Genomic DNA, 19,597 nt, shown 5'->3' on the forward strand with positions numbered 1-19,597 from the left:
GCTCGATACAACGAAGAAAAGGGGAATGTCATGAAGACCATCTTGAAATCGGGTGTCCTTGCGGCGGCCGCCGTCGTTCTGTCGGCAAGCCTCGCTGCGCCGGTTCTCGCGCGTGACCTCACCGTCGTCTCCTGGGGCGGTAACTACCAGGACGCGCAGCGTAACATTTACTTCAAGCCGTTCTCGGAAAAGATCGGCAAGCCGGTGCTCGACGAGGCTTGGGACGGCGGCATCGGCGTGATCCAGTCGAAGGTCAAGGCGGGCGCCCCGAACTGGGATGCCGTGCAGGTGGAAGCCGAGGAGCTGGCGCTCGGCTGTGCCGACGGTCTCTACGAGAAGATCGACTGGGACAAGATGGGCGGCAAGGACAAGTTCCTCGACAGCGCCGTCAATGACTGTGGTGTCGGCGCGATCGTCTGGTCGACGGCGATCGCCTATGACGGCGACAAGCTGGCCGAAGGCCCGACCTCCTGGGCGGATTTCTGGAACGTCGAGAAGTTCCCCGGCAAGCGCGCGCTGCGCAAGGGCCCGAAATATACGCTGGAATTCGCGCTGCTCGCCGACGGTGTCTCCAAAGACGAGCTCTATGACGTGCTGAGCACGGAAGAGGGTGTCGCACGCGCCTTCAAGAAGCTCGACGAGCTGAAGCCGAACATCATCTGGTGGGAGTCCGGTGCCCAGCCGCTGCAGTTCCTCGCTTCGGGCGAAGTCGTCATGACCTCGGCCTATAACGGCCGCATCACGGGCATCAACCGTTCGGAGGGCAAGAACTTCAAAGTCGTCTTCCCGGGTAGCATCTATGCCGTCGACAGCTGGGTGGTCCTGAAGGATGCCGAAAACAAGGACGTGGCTCAGGACTTCATCGCCTTTGCGAGCCTGCCGGAAAACCAGGCGAAGCTGCCGGAGTTCGTGGCTTACGGTCTGCCGAACAAGGAAGCGGCCGCGAAGGTGCCGGCGGAGTTCGCGAAGGATCTGCCGACCGATCCGGCAAACATGACGGACGCCATTCCGCTCAACGTCGATTTCTGGATCGACAATGCCGAAACGCTGACACAGCGCTTCAACGCCTGGCTCGCCCAGTAAGGACATCCGTGGTGAAGGGCGCCCCGTCGGGCGCTCTTCCTGCATGGCCGGGTGCGTTCCACAAGGCGTACCTTCGCCTCTAGCGATGGAGTCTACCGTGGCCGAGTTCATTCGATTTGACCGCATCACGAAATTCTACGGCCCGCTCTGCGTGGTCGAGAACCTCGATCTTGCCATCGGGAAGGGCGAATTCGTCAGCCTGCTCGGCCCGTCCGGCTCCGGCAAGACGACGCTTCTGATGATGCTCGCGGGCTTCGAGCAACCGACGTCCGGCAATATCCTGCTCGACGGAGTAGCGATCAACGCCGTGCCCACCCACAAGCGGGACATGGGCGTCGTCTTCCAGAGCTATGCTCTCTTTCCCCACATGTCGGTCGGCGACAACATCGCCTTTCCGCTGCAGATGCGCGGCGTCGGCAAGGCGGAGATCGGCGAGCGCGTCAGCCGCGCGCTCGACATGGTCCAGATGTCGGCCCTGTCCGACCGGCGCCCGATACAGCTCTCCGGCGGCCAGCAACAGCGCGTGGCGCTCGCGCGCGCCCTTGTTTTCGAGCCGCGTGTCGTGCTGATGGACGAGCCGCTCGGCGCGCTCGACAAGCAGCTGCGCGAGCAGATGCAACTTGATATCCGCGACCTGCATCGCCGTCTCGGCCTCACAATCGTCTTCGTCACGCACGACCAGTCCGAAGCCCTCACCATGTCGGACCGCGTCGCCGTCTTCAACCGGGGCAAGATCGAGCAGATCGGCACGCCCCGAGAGGTTTATGACGAGCCGGCGACGCGCTTCGTTGCCGAATTCATCGGGGAAACCAACCTCTTTGAAGGTGTCGTGGAAGCCGTACACGGCGCGGAAGCGACGGTGCGGCTTGCCTCGGGTGCACAGATCGTGTCGGCCGTCTCAGGCAGTGTCGCGTCCGGCCAACCCGTCCTGCTGTCCATCCGTCCGGAGCGGGTCGATCTCAGCGAGGCGCGAGGCGAGGCGCGCAATGTGCTCGAAACGGAGGTCACCGATTCTGTCTACCAAGGTGATCACCTGCGTGTGCAGCTGCAGAACGTCAGCCATCCATTGATCGCCAAGCTCGGCCGAAGGTCGCGCGAGTTTCCGCCGGGCACCAGGGTCTTTGCGGCCTTTTCGGCCGGCGACTGTCGGGTCATCATGCCATGAGTGCGGCTCCCTCCCGCACTGGGCGGTCGCTTCTCCTGCTCGCGCCGCTCCTGCTCTTCCTCATCGGTTTCTTCGTGTGGCCGCTTTTCAGCATGATGTCGCAGGCCGTGTCGGATCCCGCCGTGCTCAGGCTTCTGCCGCGCAGCGCGGAGGTTCTCGCCGACTGGGACCGCAAGTCACCCCCGACCATGCCCATGCAAATCGCGATGATGGAAGACCTGAGGGCCGTCGATGACGACCAGGCGCTCGGCGACATGGTGCGCCGCCTCAACAGCGCCCGCCCCGGCTTTCGCACGCTGATGGGCAAGACCACGAGTGCGCTGGAGGATACCGCAAACCCGCCCGCCGATCTCGTATCCATCGACAAGCGCTGGGAAAAGCCGGAATTCTGGCTGGCGATCGCCGATTCGCTCTCGCCTTATACGGACCGCAACCTTCTCGCCGCCGTGGATCTCGGGCGCAATGCCGCCGGCGAGATCGAACATCTGCCACCGGACCAGTCGGTCAACAGTGTGATCCTTGCGCGCACCTTCTGGATCGCCGCGCTCGTCACCTTCGCCTGTGCCTGCATCGGCTATCCCTATGCCATCATCGCCGCCTCGCTTTCCGGCTGGAAGCGCGATCTGATGCTTGCCGCCGTGCTACTGCCGCTCTGGACTTCGCTTCTCGTGCGTACTGCTGCGTGGTTCATCCTGTTGCAGGAAAAGGGGCTGATCAACGATCTCCTGTTGATGCTCGGCATCGTCGATGCGCCGCTCGCGCTGATCTTCAACCGCACCGGCGTCATCATCGCCATGACCCATGTGCTCCTGCCCTTCATGGTGTTGCCGATCTATTCCGTGCTGATCACCATTCCGAAGAACCTGATGCCGGCCGCCGCCTCGCTCGGTGCCCCTCCGCTGCGCGCCTTCCTGCGCGTGCTGCTGCCGCTCAGTCTGCGCGGCGTCGCCTCGGGCGGGTTGCTCGTGTTCATCTCGGCGATCGGCTACTACATCACGCCGGCGCTGATCGGCGGGCCGGGCGACCAGATGATCTCGGCCATCATCGCCTTCTATGCCACCGGCTCGGCGAACTGGGGTATGGCCGGGGCACTCGGCGTCGTGCTGCTCGTCGCGACGCTCCTGCTCTACAGCGTCTATGCGCGGCTCTCCAGCGACGAGCCGGGGAGGAGCTGACGATGCCGATGAAAATCGCCAAGGTCACCTTCGCCACGCTGTCGATCCTCTTCCTCGTCGCGCCGCTGATCGCCATCCTGCCGCTCGCCTTCACCTCGAGCGTCATCCTCACCTATCCGATCCCTTCCTGGTCACTGCGCTGGTTCGAGGAATTGTTCTTCGCCGACGCCTGGCGTCGGGCGATCGTCAACAGCCTGGTCATTGGCACGGGCACGACGCTGCTCGCGACTGCGCTCGGCACGGCCGCATCGCTCGGCCTGCGCAACCGGCTGCTCTTCTTCCGGGGCTCGATGCGCACGCTATTCCTTTTGCCGATGGTCGTGCCGGCCGTCGTCCTCGGTGTCGGTCTGCAGGTGCTCCTGTCGGGATTTGGCCTCACCAACAGCTATCTCGGGGTCATCATCGCCCACACCGTCGTCGCCGTGCCCTTCGTGGTGGTGAGCGTCACCGGGGCGCTTGCCGGCATCGACGAGCGGGTGGAGCGTGCCGCCCAGAGCCTCGGCGCCGCACCGACGACGGTGTTTCGCCGCATCACCCTGCCGCTTGCGATGCCGGGCGTGCTGTCGGGCGCCGTGCTGGCCTTCGCGACCTCGCTCGACGAGGTGGTGTTGACGCTCTTCGTCGCGGGCCCGAACCAGCGAACGCTGGCGCGGCAGATGTTCTCCTCGATCCGCGAGAATATCAGTCCCGCGATTGCCGCAGCCGCCTTCCTCTTCATTGCGGCGACCGTCCTTATCGGCCTCGTTGTCGTCCTGTCGCGGTCGATGCTGGCGAAGCGGCGCTAGAACGCCGGTCGGAAGTGTTCCCGCAGGTTTTCAAGGAACGCCTCAGCGCGCGGCGGCTGTCCTGCTCTGCGGATGGAAACCCAGTTTTTCGGAAATCTCGCTTGCTGCCTTCAGCAGGCTCTCGAGATAAGCGCTCCGATTGCGCAGTCCGTCCTCGCGTGGCGTGACGAGGCAGAGCGTTGCGATGCAGGTGCCGTCGGCCTGATAGATCGGCACGGCGAAGCAATGGGTGAAGTTCTCGACTTCGCTGTTGAAGGTGAAGTAGCCGTCGCGGCTCGCCTGGCGCACCTGGGCGATGAACTCGGACGGCTGCATCTGGCGTCCGTCGGGAAGGATGAAATCTTCCGGCGGGATGAAATCGACGATCTCCTGATCGCTCAGATGCGAGACCAGCAGGCGGCCGGAGGCTGTCCACGGGATCGAAACCAGTTCGCCGACATTCGACGAAATCCGGAAAGGCCGGATACCCTCGCGCATCATGGCGACGGTATACTTCCGGCCTTCCAGCAGGCACATCTGCGCCGTCTCGCGGGTCTCCTCTGCGAGCCTCACCAGCATGCGGTCGCATTCGCGCATCAGGTCGAATTGCTCGGCATAGGCGGTGCCGAGGAAGTAGAGACGACGGCCGAGATAGACGCGGCCGTCACCTCCCTGATAATCGAGCATGCCGTGGCTCAGGAGCAGATTGACCAGTTCATAGACCGACGACCGGGGCGCCCCGATTTCGGATGCGATCTCGTTCGGCCGCATGGGCTGCCGCTTCACGCGGAGGAACTCGAGGATCTCGAAGGCGCGATCCAGTCCCCGGGTGCGTCGCGACACCAAATCGCCTGCGGCCTCGGCCATGCTCTTCTCCAATCGTTCTCAGGTGCGATCAGCGCGGTAAGCCACGCAATCGACCTCTACCTTGCAATCGACCATCATACGCGACTGAACACAAGCACGTGCCGGAGGATGGTCCCCGAAGTACTCGGCATAGACGCCGTTGAAACTCCAGAAGTCACGCGGGTCATCGAGCCAGACGCCGACGCGCACCACGTCTTCGACGCCGTAACCAGCTTCATGCAGGATGGCAATGAGGTTTTCGATCGCCTTGCGGGTCTCCGCCACGATGCCGCCACGGACGATCTCGCCCTTTTCCATCGGCACCTGCCCGGAGACGTAGAGCCATCCGTTCGCCTCGACCGCGCGGGCAAAGGGAAGGGGCTGGCCGCCTGCACCGGTTTCGCCCGCACCGTAACGTTTGATCGTCATAGAATTCTCTCTTCTTTTTCTTTCAGTTGAAACTGGATGTCTTCAGGAATTCGGCAAGCCGCTCGGTCTTCGGCCTGACAAACATCTCCTTCGGGTCGCCTTCCTCGCAGATGACGCCCTGGTTCATGAAGATCACGCGGGTGGACACCTCGTAGGCGAAACGCATCTCGTGGGTGACGAGCAACATGCTCATGCCATCCGAAGCCAGACCCTTGATGACCTGCAGGACTTCGCCGACGAGCTCTGGGTCGAGCGCCGATGTCACCTCGTCGAACAGCATCAGCTGCGGCGCCATGGCAATGGCGCGGGCGATGGCGACGCGCTGCTGCTGGCCACCGGACAGCTGGCCGGGATAGTGATCGCCGCGGCTCGCCAGCCCGACACGGTCCAGCCATTTCTCGGCGACGGCACGCGCCTCGTCACGGTTCATCTTCTTCACCTTGACGAGCCCGAGCATGATGTTCTGCAGGGCGGTCATGTGCGGAAAGAGATTGAACTGCTGGAAGGCCATGCCGGTCATCGCCCGCTGCCGGGCGATTTCCTTTTCGCTCTTGCGCTTGCGAACGCCACCGACGTGATCGTAGCCGATCTCCTCGCCGGCGAGACGGATATGCCCGCCCTGGAAGTCCTCCAGCATGTTGATGCAGCGGAGCATCGTCGTCTTGCCGGATCCGGAGGAGCCGATGATCGAGATCACCTCGCCTTCGCGCATGGTGCAGTCCACGCCCTTCAGCACTTCCAGTGTTCCGTATTGTTTACGCAAACCCTCGATCTCGAGAAGTATCTTGCTCATGATGTGCGACCTCAGGACGGGACGGCGGTCTTGCGCTCGACGTATTTGCCGAAGCGCTCGATGCCGTAATTGATGACGAAGTAGAGAAGCCCGGCGAAGAAATAGAACTGCAGGCTCATGAAATTGCGGGAGATGATCTCCTGGGTGCGGAGCAGGAGTTCCGCCACACCGATGACGGAGAGGAGCGTCGAGGCCTTGACCATCTCCGCGGCCGTATTGACCCATGCCGGCAGGAATTGCCGAAGGGCCTGCGGCCAGAGCACGTAGGCGAACGTCTGGCCGAAGGTCAGGCCGATCGCCTTCGCGGCCTCCGTTTGTCCGTTTGGGATTGCCTGCAGTCCGCCGCGGACGATTTCGCCGACATGTGACGAGCAGAAGATCGCGAGCGCCAGAACGCCGGCCTGGAACGGCCCGAGCTCGATGCCGACGGTGGAGAGCACATAATAGCTCGCAAGGACGAGAACGAGCACCGGCGTTCCGCGAATGACGTCGGTATAGGCGCGTACCACGAGGCGCAGCGCACGGTTGCCGTAGACCAGCGACAGGCCGACGAGCACGCCGAGCAGTGAGCCTGCGATGATCGACATGAGCGAGATCGAGACGGTGATGCCGAGACCCTTGAGGATCACGTAGCGCGCGAGCCAGAGCTGATCGAGGAAGGCTGAGAGATCCATCATGATTTCCACCTATCTTGGAACAGCCAGCCGCCGCTCGGCGACGCGCATAAGGGCGGCGAGCAGGGTGCAGGTGGCGACGTAGAGGCCCGAGGTGACGATCCAGGTTTCGATCACGCGGAAGGTTTCGACATTGATCTTGCGTGCCTCGAAGGTGAGTTCCGGCACGGCGATCGCCGCGGCGAGCGACGTATCCTTGAACAGCGAGATCACGGTCGAGGAGAGCGACGGAAGCACGTTACGGAACATGAGCGGCGTGATGATCGAGGTGCGGATCTGCGTCGGGGTGAGGCCGATGGCGAGACCGGCTTCGGTCAGCCCCCTGGGGATCGACAGAAGGCCGGCGCGAAAGACCTCGGCGAGATAGGCGCCGGAATAGATGGAGAGGACCGCGACGAAGCTCTCGATCTTGCCGAGCCGCACACCCATCTGCGGCAGCGCGAAATAGGCAAAGAGCACGAGGACCAGGATGGGCAGGTTGCGGATGATCGTCACATATGTCGCGGCCGGCGTCTTGAGCCACGCGCTTTTCGAGACCAGTGCGAATGCGACCATCAGGCCGATCGCCGCGCCGATCAGAATGGAAACGAAAGCCAGGCCGAGGCTGAGAAGCAACCCTTCGAGAAGTTGGTCGAAGCTGCGCCAGACGGCGGCAAAATTGAGCGAATAACCCATGGCGGGGTCCTGCCAAGAAAGAAAACGAAGGACGAAGGGCATCGGCCCTTCGTCCCGATGACAGTGCTCGCGTCTTACTTGAACTCGACCGGGAAGCCGATCTGCGGCGGCGTCAGGTCCTTGCCGAACCAGGTCTTGTAGGACTTGGCGTAGAAGTCGAATTCGACACCGGTCATCGCCTCGTGCAGTGCGGTGTTGACGAAGTTCAGCCAGTCCTGGTCACCGCGCTTGACGCCGCAGGCATAGGTCTGCGGGTTCCAGCCGTAGCCGGCGTCCTTATAGCGTCCGGGATTCTGCGTCATGTACCAGGCGAGCGACGACTGGTCGGTCGCTGCGGCATCGGCACGTCCGGATTCGAGCGCCTGATAGATGAGGTCGACGGATTCGTACTGGTCGACGGTCGCCTCGGGGAGCGCGGCGTGCACCATGTCTTCCGCATAGACATTCTGCAGGACCGAGATGGTAACCGAGGACCCGGCGGCCTTCAGGGCGGCGTAGTCGGCATATTTGCCGTCAGCCTTGAGCATCAGGCCGACGCCTTCGCGGTAATAGGGAATGGTGAAGGCGATCTGCTGGGCGCGCTCGCCGGTGACGGTCATGAACTGGCAGGTCAGGTCGACTTTGTCGGTCGTGATATTCGGGATGCGCGCGTCGGAGGACTGGTTGACGTACTCGATCTTGTCGGGATCGCCGAACAGTGCCTTGGCGACGATACGGCCCATGTCGACGTCGAAGCCCTGCAGCTTGTCGTCGGCACTCTTGAAGTGCCAGGGCGCGTTCGTGCTGCCGGTGCCGAGCACGAGGTGGCCGCGGGCAAGGACTTCATCGAGCTTGCTGCCTTCGGCGAGGACCGGAGTGGAAAGGAAGGTTGCGGCGACCAGCGACATCAGGCCGGCACGGAAGGAAATGGTCATGGCGTTCCCCTGGGAATCGAGTGTTTCTTTTGAAATCCAATATAGCGGACATATGTCTGTTTTACCGGATTGACATATCAACGCTCATGGAGGATGTCTTGTCAATAGCCATTGCGATGCAGCGCTCAGCAGTGGCACGTCCCGGCCGCGCTGCATCCATCGGTACCGAGGTTCCCATGTCCTTTTCTTCCGAAGATCTGGCGGCGATCGACACGCCGGCCGTCCTGATCGACCTGGACGTCGCCAGGCGCAACATCGAGCGTTTCCAGCATTATGCGGATCAACACGGGCTTCGCGTCCGGCCGCATATCAAGACGCACAAGCTTCCGGCGATCGCCGAGATGCAGCTTGCGGCCGGTGCGGTCGGCATAACCTGCCAGAAGGTGTCGGAGGCCGAGGCCATGGTCGCGGGCAGCCGTGCCATCACCGATGTCCTGATCACCTACAACATCGTCGGCGCCGAAAAGCTCGAACACCTGAAGGCGCTCGCCAGAAAAGTGACGTTGTCCGTCGTCGCAGACAGCCGCGCCGTCGTGGACGGACTGTCCGGGGCGTTTCGCGGCGAGCCACAGCCCCTGACCGTCCTGGTGGAATGCGACACCGGCGCGAACCGCTGCGGTGTCCTCACACCTGAGGCCGCCGAGGCGCTTGCCGCGCACATCCACGCGTCGCCCGGACTCGTCTTTGGAGGCCTCATGACCTATCCGCCGGCAGGAGGTGAGGCAGCCGTCGAACGGTTTATGGAAGAGGCGAAGAGCCGCATCGAGGCAAGGGGCATCGTCGTTCCCGTCATCACCTCAGGTGGTAGTCCAACGATGATGCATGCTGCAGAAGCCCCGGTGACGACCGAATACCGGCCCGGAACCTACGTCTACAACGACCGGTCGCTGGTATCGCGCGGGGTCTGCGGCTGGGACGACTGCGCCCTGAATGTGCTCGCAACCGTCGTGTCGGTCCCCGCGCCGAACCGGGCCATTATCGACGCCGGCTCGAAAACCCTGACCTCCGACCTTCTCGGGCTCACCGGCTACGGCCACGTGCTCGGGCGCGACGATATAATGATCGACCAGCTTTCCGAGGAGCATGGCCGATTGGTGAGCCAGGGGCCGATCGGCCTTGCTGTCGGCGACAAGGTCCGGATCGTGCCGAACCACGCCTGCGTGGTGACCAACATGGTCGATGCTGTCGTGGTGACGGGCGACGGACGGGCGACCCCGGAGAAATGGCCGATCGTCGCACGTGGAAAGATCGTCTGACGGGGTCAGTGTTCGCCCCGTTCTGGCGATCCGGCCGGGAGAAGCCGGCCGGACCGACCGCTCATGACCGGTTTGCAGCCGCGGCTTCAAGCGTCGCGATGTCGATCTTCTTCATCGTCATCATCGCATCGAATGCGCGCTTGGCCACGCCGGCGTCCGAACTCGTCTTCAGTTCGATCAGCCGCCGTGGTGTGATCTGCCATGAGAAACCCCAGCGGTCCTTGCACCAGCCGCATTCGCTTTCGGCCCCTCCGTTCCCGGTAATTGCACTCCAGTAGCGGTCCGTCTCTTCCTGGTTTTCGGTGAGGACCACGAAGCTCACCGCTTCGTTCGGCGTGAAGATGGGGCCTCCGTTGAGGCCGAGAAAGCGCCGGCCGAGGACCGTGAATTCGACCGTCAGTTCGGCTCCCGCATGGCCGCCGGGGAAATCTCCGGGGGCGGCGTTCACCTTGTCGACGCGGCTGTCGGGAAATGTCGCTGCATAGAACTTTGCGGCCTTGCTTGCTTCACCATGGTCATACCACAGGCAGGTAACGAGTTCGGTCATTTCCATTCTCCTTTGGGTTTCAGGTGTTGTTGGGCGGTACCATTCGGTGCGACCGGGGTCGTCAGGCCGGCTGCTTGCCGGCATTGATCGCCAATTGCGCGGCGAAAGCGCGTCGATAGGCGGGCCGCGCCTCGCCGCGGGCGACATAGGCGGAAAGGTTCGGATATTCGTCGAGTATCCCTGACGATCTCAATCTGATGAGGACCGATACCATCATCAGGTCGCCCGCACTGAACGGACCGTCGAGCCAGTCGGCAGAGCCGAGGCGGGTGGAAAGGTCGCCGAGCCGATCGCGGATGCGGTCATCGACGAGGCGCAGGCGCTGCTCGCACCAGGGCTCCTTCCACTCCGATATCCAGGTTGTTGCGCGATCGAGAATCGGCGGTTCCACGGTGTTCAATGCCGCGAACATCCAGGCGATCGCGCGCGCCCGGGCCTCTGCCTCCGCCGGCAGCAGGCCTGCATGGCGTTCGGCGATATGAAAGACGATCGCTCCGGACTCGAAGAGGACGAGATTACCCTCTTCATAGGTCGGAATCTGTCCGAAAGGATGGCGAGCCATGTGTTCCGGCTCTTTCATCGCGTTGAAGGAAACGAGGTGGACCTTGTAGGGCTGCCCCACTTCTTCGAAAGCCCAGCGGACGCGCGTGTCACGTGCGAGCCCCTGTCCTCCGTCCGGGGAGTGTTCGAAGGCGGTAATCGTCGGTGTCATCGGAAAGCTCCTTCATTTCGTGTGTCGGCGTCTTCGATCCTCCTCGAAGAACGCTGATCGACTGATTTCGGGGGCTGCCTTGTTCAAATCCGTTTCCGCTCTGCTCCGGCGCTGAAAAGCATCCGGATGTAGCGGCTGAGATGATCGATGCTGTCTGCGGCAATGTCGGCTCCACCCGTGGCCTTCGCCAGGATGAATGCGCCCTGGATGACCGCCTGGGTGTGGAGCGCGAGGGATTTCGCGGTCCAGTCGGGCGTCAGGTCGCGCTCGTGCACTGCCGCTTCGATGTCGGCTTCAAGCGTTGCTGCATGGCTGGTGATACTGCTTGAGCAGGCATTGCGGATGGCCGGTACGGTCTCGTAGGTTTCCTGCACCATGGTGCCCACGAGGCAGGTGAAGTCCGGCACTCCACCCTTGAGAAGCGCCTTGCGGAACTCGAGATAACCGAGGATGCGGTCGAGAGGGGCGGCGAAATTATGATAGGGCGCGTCGGCGAACAGTGCCCCGGTCGTTTCGGACCAGTGATTGGCCGCGGCGACGCCAAGTTCGTCCTTGCTCTTGAAGTGATGGAAGAAGGCGCCCTTGGTCACGCCGGCGGCCGCACAGAGCTCATCCACCGTGGTGGCGGAGTAGCCCTTTGTACGGATCACGGACAGGGCGGCGGTGAGCAGCTTGGTCCGGGCATCCGGTTTGATCGCTGACTTGGACATCTCTTCCTCCATTGATCGAAAACATACCGACTAGTTGGTATGTTGTCAATCTCTGTTTGGGCTAATATTGATCGGCCCGCGGCACGTCCGCAGAGGCGGAAGACATGCCTGACGATCTCCGGATCATCATGGCGGAGGAATTGATCCGGTACTGGAGACTGTCGGACGCCGCGGACGGCATCGCTGCGATCGGCACGAGGGGACGGATCAGGCAGTCCGCACCGCCTTCACATGCGTCGTTCGGAGGAAACGAGGGCGGTCTCACCGGCAGTTTTGCCAGTTGCCACGGGGGTGACGAGGCGCTACGCAAAACTGTCAGTTCGGGGAGGGATTGGTTTTGCAGTTACGATACCAGATTGTCGCACTCGCGATCGTACCCCTTATCCTGGCGATTCTCGCAATCACGGCTTTCATCACGTGGCAATCGACGACACTCGTGCAGAGCAGCATCGAGACGTTCGAAAAGAACATGCTGAAGGCCAAGGAAAATGAACTGCTGAATCTCACCAATCTCGCGCTGTCAGCGATCGACAGGGTCTACGCAAGAGCCGGAACGGACGACGAACGCGCCAAGGAAGAAGTGAAGGCGATCCTTCAGGGGCTCGACTACGGTCAGGACGGCTATTTCTTCGTCTACGACTACGACGGCAATAATCTCGTGCATCCACGCCAGGCGTTTCGCCCCGGCAAGAACTGGTTGAACCTGGAAGACCCGGACGGCGACCGCGTCATTGCGAACCTGATTGCGAAGGCGCGTGAGGGCGGCGGCCTGCACCAGTACAAATGGCAGAAGCCTTCCAGCGGCCAGATTGCGGACAAGCTCTCCTTCGCCGCGGGTCTTCCCAAGTGGCGATGGATGATCGGCACCGGCGTCTACCTCGATGACGTCTTCGCGCAGACCGCAGCCGCAAAGGCGGATCTTCGCGAGAACATCCGCACGACCTTTCTGGTCGTGACGTTGATCGCCGTTCCGGCCGTCCTTGTCGTCTTCGCGACCTGCATGTTGATCACCCTTCGCGAGCGGCGCCTGGCTGACGGAAAGCTGAAACTACTCGCCCAGCGCATCATCGATACGCAGGAAGAGGAGCGTATGCGGCTCGCCCGGGAGTTGCATGACGGCATATCGCAGAACCTTGTGGGTGTACGCTACACGATCGACCTCGCCAGCAGGCAGGTCAAGGCCGGTAGCGAGGGTGCCTCCCACGCCATTGATCGTGGCGTTGAGGCCTTGAATGGAGCGATCAAGGAAGTGCGACGGCTGTCGCACGAACTGCGTCCGCGGGTCCTTGATGATCTCGGTCTCACGCCCGCCTTGAAGGCTCTCGCCCTCAACTTCACGGAACGCACGGGAATCGAGGTTGACTTCAAAGTGGTGACGGAGCCCAGCGCGTTGCGGCCCGAGGTCAACACCGCTCTCTACCGGATCACGCAAGAGGCGCTGACCAACATCGAGCGCCACTCCGGTGCGAGTTCGGCCGAGATCCGGATATGGAGCGAAAGAGGTCGGATGCGAATGACGATCTCCGACAACGGCACCGGCTTTGAGGAAGACAAGCTGCAGACGGAGCGCGGCGGACTCGGTCTCAGGAACATGCAGGAACGCATGGCCCATTTCGGCGGCCTGCTCCTTGTGCGCTCAGGACCAGACGGCACTCAGCTGACCGCCATGCTGCCGAAGTCAGCCGGCCGTCTGCACGGAATGAGGTCGGAAGCGGCATGAAAGACAAAGCCCCGATAAAGATCCTGCTCATCGACAACCATCCGCTCGTGCTGGATGGCCTTAAGGCCCTGCTCGAGTGCTACAGCCATATCGAAGTCGTGGGTACTGCCGGGCTGGCGCGGACGGGCCTCGATCTGGCCTTGCGCACCCGACCGGACGTTGTGCTGATGGACATCAACATGCCGCAGGTCAACGGCATCGAGGCGATCGACCTCTTCAGGGCGCAGTTGCCTGACGTCCGAATCCTGATGCTGTCGATGCACGACAGCCGGGAGTATATCTCCACCTCGGTGCTGCGCGGCGCGCGCGGCTATATCTTGAAGGACGTGGCGACGGAGGAGATCGTACAAGCGATCGAAACGGTTGCTGCGGGCGGGACCTTCTTCTCCTCAGGGGTATCCGATGCGCTTCTTGAACGCCGACCCGAGGACAATGCGGTGCCTCTCACGAGCCGGGAACAAGATGTACTCCGATTGCTTGCGGCCGGCAAAAGCAATCGCGACATAGCCGCAGCGCTCGGCATTGCGGCGGCGACGGCCGAGACCCACCGGAAGAACCTGAAGAAAAAGCTCGGGATAGGTACGACAGCTGGTCTCACCCGCTACGTAATCGATCGCGGCCTGAACTAACCGCCTACCCACTTCTGGGTATCTATCTGAATTCTCTATTTTTTCCTGCTTGCCGCAATTCCGGTCCGCCCCTAGCACTGATGCGGCGTCGCCCTCTCGCGACGTCATCGGGGAGGATGTCATGTCAAGTCTGCTGGCGGTGTCGCGCGCTATCGATGCGCTCAACACCTTTCTCGGAAAATCGGTCGCCTGGCTGCTGCTGCTGGACGTGCTGATCAGCTCCATCAACGCGATCACACGCAAACTGTTCGATCTGAGTTCGAATGCCTGGCTCGAGGCGCAGTGGTACCTGTTCTCCGCGGTCTTCCTGATCGCCGCCGCCTTTACGCTGCTCAGCAATGAGCATGTGAAGGTCGATCTGGTTTACGGCCAGCTGTCGCGTCGCCGGCAGCTTTGGATCGAAGTGATCGGCACGGTGCTTTTCCTGCTGCCCTTCTGCCTGATCACGATCTACCTGTCCGTGCCGCTCTTCCTGTCGAAGTTCGCGAGCGGCGAGGTTTCCAACAACACCGGCGGTCTGGTCCTCTGGCCCGTCTGGGCATTGATCCCCATCGGTTTCGGCCTGCTGGCGATCCAGGGTTTCTCGGAGCTCATCAAGCGTATTGCCATCCTGCGCGGCGACTTGCCCGACGCGGTCGCGATTGCCGATGCCGACGCCGGCGCTCTCTAATCAGGATTACGTCATGTTTGCCTTCCTTGCGGAAAATCTCGCTCCGATCATGTTCCTGTCGCTGATCGTGATCCTCCTGATGGGCTATCCCGTCGCCTTCGCGCTCGCATTCGTCGGCTTCCTCTTCGGTTTCGTAGGCATCGAAATGGAGCTCTTGCCCGCGAGCCTCTTCGGCGCCATTCCCGACCGAATCTTCGGGCAGATGTCGAACGAGACGCTACTGGCGATCCCCTTCTTCACCTTCATGGGGCTCATCCTCGAACGAAGCGGAATGGCCGAAGACCTGCTCGATACGATCGGCCAGCTTTTCGGTCCCGTGCGCGGCGGCCTGGCCTTCGCGGTCATCTTCGTGGGGGCGATCCTCGCCGCCACAACCGGTGTGGTTGCTGCCTCTGTCATTTCCATGGGACTGATCTCGCTGCCCATCATGCTGCGCTACGGCTACGACCGGCGCATCGCCGCCGGCACGATCGCCGCATCTGGAACGCTCGCACAGATCATCCCGCCGTCCTTGGTCCTCATCATCCTCGCCGACCAGCTTGGCCGCTCCGTCGGCGACATGTACAAGGGTGCGCTCGTTCCCGGCCTGTTGTTCGTCGCCGCCTACGCCGGCTACATCATCGTGATGGCGCTTCTCAACCCGCCGAGCGTACCGGCGCTGCCGCTCGAGGCCCGAACGCTCCGCGGCTGGAAGCTCGTGCGCAAAGCGGCGATCTCGCTCATTCCACCGCTCGCCCTCATCTTCCTCGTGCTCGGCACCATCTTCATCGGCGTCGCGACGCCGACCGAAGGCGGCGCCATGGGGGCCACCGGCGCATTGGTGCTCGCTGCTCTCAATCGACGTCTCGATCTGGCGATGATGCGATCGGCGCTCTACGCGACCGCCAAGCTGTCGTCCTTCGTGATCTTCATCCTGCTCGGCGCCCGTGTGTTTTCACTCACCTTCTACGGCGTGAACGGGCATGTCTGGGTCGAACGCCTCATGACCGCAATCCCGGGTGGCGAGATTGGCTTCCTGATCGTCGCCAATCTGCTGGTGTTCTTCCTGGCGTTCTTTCTCGATTACTTCGAGCTTGCCTTCATCATCATTCCGCTGCTGGCACCGGTTGCCGACAGCCTCGGCATCGACCTCATATGGTTCGGCGTCATGCTGGCGATCAACATGCAGACCAGCTTCATGCATCCACCCTTCGGCTTTTCGCTCTTCTACCTGCGCTCGGTTGCACCGGCGCGTGCCTATCGCGACCGGGTGACCGGAGAGACGATCCAGCCCATCACCTCCGGGCAGATCTATATGGGGGCGCTGCCTTATCTCGCCATCCAGCTTGCCATGGTTGCGATCGTCATCATGTTCCCTGGCCTCGTCACCCACTACAAGAGCAACGCGATCGCCGTCGACCCGTCGACAATCGAGCTCGAGGTGCCGATGCCCGGTGATGCCGGCGCCAATCCTTTCGCGACTGATGGCGCAGGAGCGGGCCAGGTTCCCGCCGTCGACTTCGGCTCTCCCACTCCAGACTTCGGCGCCCCACAGGACTAGCCAATGCTTCGACAGGTTCTGCCGCATACCGCGAAACGCGGGCGCAAACCAACTTCACCCATCCAAACCGAGGAGGACAACGGATGACGGATACTCTGAACAGGCGCAGTTTTCTATCAAAGGGCGTGCTTGCCGGCGCCGCCGCGACGGCGGGATCGACGCTTGCGGCTCCAGCGATTGCCGGTGATCTGCCGACACTCCGGTGGCGGCTGACGTCGGGCTTTCCGAACAATCTCGACACGATCTATGGCGGTGCCGTGGTCATGGCAGAGGCGCTTTCGGCGATCACGGACGGCAAGTTCCAGATCCAGGTCTTCCAGGCCGGCGAACTCGTGCCCGGACCGCAGGCGCTCGATGCCGTGAAAGCGCAAACGGTCGAGATCGCCCACACCTGCGGCTATTACTTCACCGGCAAGGACCCGACGTTCGCGATCGGCTCGACTATCCCCTTCGGCATGAACGCCCGCCAGCAGAATGCCTGGCTCTATCACGGCGGTGGAAACGAGCTCTACAACGCCTTTCTCGCCGACTACGGCTTGGTCGGTATTCCGGGCGGTGCGACCGGGGCGCAGATGGGCGGCTGGTTCCGCGAGGAAATCAAGGGCGTCGACGATCTCAAAGGCGTCAAGATGCGGATCGCGGGCATAGCCGGGCAGGTCATGGCGAAACTTGGCGTCGTGCCGCAGCAGCTGCCGGGCGGCGACATCTATCCCGCGCTTGAACGCGGCACGATCGATGCCGCCGAATGGGTCGGCCCCTATGACGACGAACGGCTCGGCTTCTATCAGATCGCGCCGTACTACTACTATCCCGCCTATTGGGAGGGTGGGTTGACGATCCATTTCTACGTCAACAAGGAGCAGTATGAAGCTCTGCCGGACACCTATAAGGCAGCCCTCGACACTGCATGCAAGGCCGCCAATCTCAACATGCAGGCGCTTTATGACGTCAAGAACACCAAGGCAATCCGGGAGCTGGTGGCCAAGGGGGTAAAGCTCCGGCCGATGCCGCGTGACATCATGGATGCCGCCTACAAGGCAGCCTTTGACCTCTACGCCGAGTACGGAGAAAAACACCCCGCCTGGGCGAAGATCTATCCGGAGTGGAAGAAGTTCCGGGATGAGTCCTTCCAGTGGTTCCGCGTCGCGGAATACGGCTACGACAGCTACAATTACGCGGCCCAGGCCTCGGGCAAGTAGGACTGACCTGTTCCCGCCTCGGGCGTATATGACTTGAGGCGGGAACAGCCGTGTCATCGACCCTGTGCGCCCGCCTCAGAACTCGATCATGTAGGACAATCCGGCGGCGACGGCCCAGTCGGCATCGGCGGTCGCGTCATAGGTCGCCTCGTCCGCAACACTCTGGGAACCAGAGGTCAGATACGAGACTGCCAGGCCTGCGCCGATGGTGCCCACCTTCGTCTTGTATTCCGCCCCGATGCCGAGGGTCCAGGTGTCGGTCGCTATGTCGGCACCGTCACCCACACCCTGGTCCCAGGTGAGGTTCACGGTTCCGGACAAATCCTCGGTAAAGGCATGGCCGACGCCCATCTGAACGGTATAGCCGTCGTGGTAGTTGAAGACCTTGTGGCTCGATGCAAGACCGCCGACGCCATAGTCGAAACTCGGCAGGACGCTCCAGTCCGTCCACATGACTGATCCATAGACGAGCCAGCCCGGCGCGACACCGGTCTGCGCGGAGAGTTTGACGGACTGCGGCAGCTTGCCTCCGCCATTCGCCGGCAAGTCCGTCGTGATGCCGAGCGCGGCGGCCATGGCGGAGGTTACTACGCCATCGAGGAAATGGCGCGCACCAATGCGCCGGTCGTCGCCGGCCGTCCAGGCGACAGGTTGGTGCGGCTCTCCGCCTCGCCACAGGGCCTGCACCATCGCATCTATGCAGCCAGACCTGACGTCGGCGCTCTTGCCTCCGCTGATCTCAGCTGGGCTTGTATGTTGGCACGACTGGACCCGTCGAGGCCCGTGATATTCGACGAACAGGTGCGTCATCTCGGTATCGAGATACGACGGTCGCCATGCGGTCGAGTGACGCCCGCCCCATCGTGGTGCTCGCCAACGGAGCGAACGCCTACTGCCTCGACGACCGTGCGCTCTGCTTCGGCATGGGACTCGAACGCCTGCTGCTCAACATCGAGATCCTCGAGAAGTGCGCAGAATCCTATGTGCTCGCCCAATGCTCTGCCGGACGGATCGGGCGCATTCCCTGGCTCGTCAGATTCATCGCCAACGGCCGCCTGAAGAAGGACCAGAAGGACGCCACCGCCCGCCATCTTCGCGGCGAGCGCTCGGTCATGAAGGCAGGCTACTGACGACGTGAGCACGCCAGCGCTCCACGCTGACGCAGATGGGATTGGGTGAAGAACGCTGAGTGCTGCAGAATTTCGGAGTTGCCGGCACCGGGAGTGAGAATACCCCGTCGCCGCGATCTTTTGTGCTCTTACTGGTGTTTGACGCCGAGGCGCCCATAAGAGGCACGAAATGAGAAGGTGAGGATCGCAACGACGACCCAGATCCGAAGATAGGAAAACGCAGCAATGTACCCGATCAACGCAACACGCTCGATGCTGGCGATATCCGTAAAGCTCAGAAGGTATCCGGCAAGCAGTGCGATCTTTCCTTGCACGAAGGTGGCGAGCATCAAGAACAGGGAGATATAGACCCAGGACATGAGGAGACTGCGTCGGTGCTCATACAAACGCCGCACAAGGTTTAGGTATCTGGGGTCGCGTTCGCTGCCTTTCTCGAGCACGAAGACAAAGGCTACGATCGAGATGAACGCCACCCATGCCTGGAGGGGACCTTGACGCCAAGGATAGGCGAGCCCGTCGAAACCCATCCACATGGTCGCGGCCTGCAACCCGCTGACCCCGATTCCGATCGCCAGCAGGACTGAGACGAGGAAGAGTAGCAGCAGTCTCCAAATTACCTGGCACGCAAATCGAGCCTTTGCACTGACGGTCAGTTCCGCGAGCGAAGTATGGCCTCGCGAAAGAGAGATCATTTTCTCGCTTGCCAACAAAAAGGCAATGAATACAACGATCTGTACCAGCGGAAGCAGCAGAAGTGCGACCGCGCCGGGTGCAACCTTCATGTTCAGCCTGAGAACAGTTGCAAGCAGCAGCCACGGAACGGTGCCAAGTAGCAGGTACGGCGAAAATCGTGTGATCTGCTTCGTCTGACTACTGCTGCGGAAGTTCTGAAAGGTCTCGCTCTTGTCGGTCATTACCTGACCGTAAGACGCAAGCGTGAAGCTCCCCTTACTCGGAATGGTCGTA

22 protein-coding genes are annotated in these 19,597 nt (G+C 62.1%); 11 read left to right on the top strand and 11 right to left on the bottom strand.

Annotated elements, in window-relative coordinates:
• The first annotated feature begins 30 nt into the window (after positions 1–30).
• The 4 genes from EUU22_RS08225 (at position 31) to EUU22_RS08240 (ending at position 4,208) form a co-directional block, all read left to right on the top strand.
• Positions 31–1,083, top strand: coding sequence for an ABC transporter substrate-binding protein (locus EUU22_RS08225; protein ID WP_129331537.1), 1,053 nt, complete (start codon positions 31–33; stop codon positions 1,081–1,083).
• Positions 1,084–1,168: 85 nt separating this feature from the next.
• On the top strand, positions 1,169–2,248 hold the full coding sequence (locus tag EUU22_RS08230) for an ABC transporter ATP-binding protein (protein ID WP_129331538.1): 1,080 nt from the start codon (positions 1,169–1,171) through the stop codon (positions 2,246–2,248).
• Positions 2,245–3,423 (top strand): ABC transporter permease, encoded by a 1,179-nt coding sequence (locus EUU22_RS08235; RefSeq protein ID WP_129331539.1) that lies wholly within the window; start codon positions 2,245–2,247, stop codon positions 3,421–3,423. Before EUU22_RS08230 ends, EUU22_RS08235 begins: the two co-directional genes overlap by 4 nt.
• Positions 3,424–3,425: 2 nt before the next feature.
• A complete protein-coding gene (locus EUU22_RS08240; RefSeq protein ID WP_129331540.1) occupies positions 3,426–4,208 on the top strand; it encodes an ABC transporter permease in 783 nt (260 codons plus the stop codon).
• A gap of 42 nt (positions 4,209–4,250) precedes the next feature.
• Here EUU22_RS08240 and EUU22_RS08245 read toward each other — a convergent pair whose 3' ends face one another.
• From EUU22_RS08245 to EUU22_RS08270, 6 genes are all read right to left on the bottom strand, one after another.
• Entirely contained in the window at positions 4,251–5,054 is an 804-nt protein-coding gene (locus EUU22_RS08245) for an IclR family transcriptional regulator (protein ID WP_129331541.1), read from the bottom strand.
• A gap of 18 nt (positions 5,055–5,072) precedes the next feature.
• Positions 5,073–5,462: a RidA family protein gene (locus EUU22_RS08250; RefSeq protein ID WP_129331542.1), complete on the bottom strand. Its 390-nt coding sequence runs from the start codon at positions 5,460–5,462 to the stop codon at positions 5,073–5,075.
• Positions 5,463–5,484: 22 nt separating this feature from the next.
• Positions 5,485–6,255, bottom strand: a complete 771-nt coding sequence (locus EUU22_RS08255; RefSeq protein WP_129331543.1) for an amino acid ABC transporter ATP-binding protein — start codon at positions 6,253–6,255, stop codon at positions 5,485–5,487.
• 11 nt (positions 6,256–6,266) lie between these two features.
• Complete coding sequence (locus EUU22_RS08260; protein WP_165351115.1) at positions 6,267–6,932, bottom strand: amino acid ABC transporter permease; 666 nt, start codon at positions 6,930–6,932, stop codon at positions 6,267–6,269.
• Positions 6,933–6,941: 9 nt separating this feature from the next.
• Positions 6,942–7,604 (bottom strand): amino acid ABC transporter permease, encoded by a 663-nt coding sequence (locus EUU22_RS08265; protein ID WP_129331544.1) that lies wholly within the window; start codon positions 7,602–7,604, stop codon positions 6,942–6,944.
• A 74-nt stretch (positions 7,605–7,678) separates the two neighbouring features.
• Complete coding sequence (locus EUU22_RS08270) at positions 7,679–8,518, bottom strand: transporter substrate-binding protein (RefSeq protein WP_129331545.1); 840 nt, start codon at positions 8,516–8,518, stop codon at positions 7,679–7,681.
• Positions 8,519–8,694: 176 nt separating this feature from the next.
• On the opposite strand from EUU22_RS08270, the gene EUU22_RS08275 reads away from it, so the two are divergent.
• Positions 8,695–9,774, top strand: a complete 1,080-nt coding sequence (locus EUU22_RS08275; RefSeq protein ID WP_129331546.1) for a D-TA family PLP-dependent enzyme — start codon at positions 8,695–8,697, stop codon at positions 9,772–9,774.
• A 61-nt stretch (positions 9,775–9,835) separates the two neighbouring features.
• Here the strand turns inward: EUU22_RS08275 and EUU22_RS08280 are convergent, their stop codons facing one another.
• The 3 genes from EUU22_RS08280 to EUU22_RS08290 all read right to left on the bottom strand — a co-directional run bounded on the left by EUU22_RS08280 (position 9,836) and on the right by EUU22_RS08290 (position 11,743).
• Positions 9,836–10,321, bottom strand: coding sequence for a VOC family protein (locus tag EUU22_RS08280; RefSeq protein ID WP_129331547.1), 486 nt, complete (start codon positions 10,319–10,321; stop codon positions 9,836–9,838).
• Between the two features lie 61 nt (positions 10,322–10,382).
• Entirely contained in the window at positions 10,383–11,033 is a 651-nt protein-coding gene (locus EUU22_RS08285) for a glutathione S-transferase family protein (RefSeq protein WP_129331548.1), read from the bottom strand.
• Positions 11,034–11,116: 83 nt separating this feature from the next.
• Positions 11,117–11,743 (bottom strand): TetR/AcrR family transcriptional regulator, encoded by a 627-nt coding sequence (locus tag EUU22_RS08290; RefSeq protein WP_129331549.1) that lies wholly within the window; start codon positions 11,741–11,743, stop codon positions 11,117–11,119.
• A gap of 337 nt (positions 11,744–12,080) precedes the next feature.
• On the opposite strand from EUU22_RS08290, the gene mctS reads away from it, so the two are divergent.
• From mctS to EUU22_RS08315, 5 genes are all read left to right on the top strand, one after another.
• A complete protein-coding gene (gene mctS / locus EUU22_RS08295) occupies positions 12,081–13,463 on the top strand; it encodes a two-component system sensor histidine kinase MctS (protein ID WP_129331550.1) in 1,383 nt (460 codons plus the stop codon).
• Complete coding sequence (gene mctR, locus EUU22_RS08300; RefSeq protein ID WP_129331551.1) at positions 13,460–14,092, top strand: two-component system response regulator MctR; 633 nt, start codon at positions 13,460–13,462, stop codon at positions 14,090–14,092. Before mctS ends, mctR begins: the two co-directional genes overlap by 4 nt.
• Positions 14,093–14,213: 121 nt before the next feature.
• The gene (locus EUU22_RS08305) at positions 14,214–14,762 is read left to right on the top strand and encodes a TRAP transporter small permease subunit (RefSeq protein ID WP_129331552.1); all 549 of its coding nucleotides are present in this window, start codon (positions 14,214–14,216) and stop codon (positions 14,760–14,762) included.
• 13 nt (positions 14,763–14,775) lie between these two features.
• The gene (locus EUU22_RS08310) at positions 14,776–16,302 is read left to right on the top strand and encodes a TRAP transporter large permease (RefSeq protein ID WP_129331553.1); all 1,527 of its coding nucleotides are present in this window, start codon (positions 14,776–14,778) and stop codon (positions 16,300–16,302) included.
• Positions 16,303–16,385: 83 nt separating this feature from the next.
• Positions 16,386–17,501: a TRAP transporter substrate-binding protein gene (locus EUU22_RS08315; RefSeq protein WP_129331554.1), complete on the top strand. Its 1,116-nt coding sequence runs from the start codon at positions 16,386–16,388 to the stop codon at positions 17,499–17,501.
• Positions 17,502–17,576: 75 nt separating this feature from the next.
• On the opposite strand, the gene EUU22_RS08320 is transcribed toward EUU22_RS08315, so the two are convergent.
• Positions 17,577–18,191 (bottom strand): hypothetical protein, encoded by a 615-nt coding sequence (locus EUU22_RS08320; RefSeq protein WP_205687872.1) that lies wholly within the window; start codon positions 18,189–18,191, stop codon positions 17,577–17,579.
• 146 nt (positions 18,192–18,337) lie between these two features.
• Between EUU22_RS08320 and EUU22_RS25560 the strand changes: the two genes are divergently transcribed.
• Positions 18,338–18,631 (top strand): hypothetical protein, encoded by a 294-nt coding sequence (locus tag EUU22_RS25560; RefSeq protein ID WP_205687873.1) that lies wholly within the window; start codon positions 18,338–18,340, stop codon positions 18,629–18,631.
• Positions 18,632–18,759: 128 nt separating this feature from the next.
• Here the strand turns inward: EUU22_RS25560 and EUU22_RS08330 are convergent, their stop codons facing one another.
• Positions 18,760–19,545: a hypothetical protein gene (locus EUU22_RS08330; protein ID WP_129331555.1), complete on the bottom strand. Its 786-nt coding sequence runs from the start codon at positions 19,543–19,545 to the stop codon at positions 18,760–18,762.
• Positions 19,546–19,597 lie beyond the last annotated feature (52 nt).

The sequence above is a fragment of the Ciceribacter ferrooxidans genome (assembly GCF_004137355.1).
In the GTDB taxonomy this organism is placed as follows: Bacteria; Pseudomonadota; Alphaproteobacteria; order Rhizobiales; family Rhizobiaceae; genus Allorhizobium; species Allorhizobium ferrooxidans.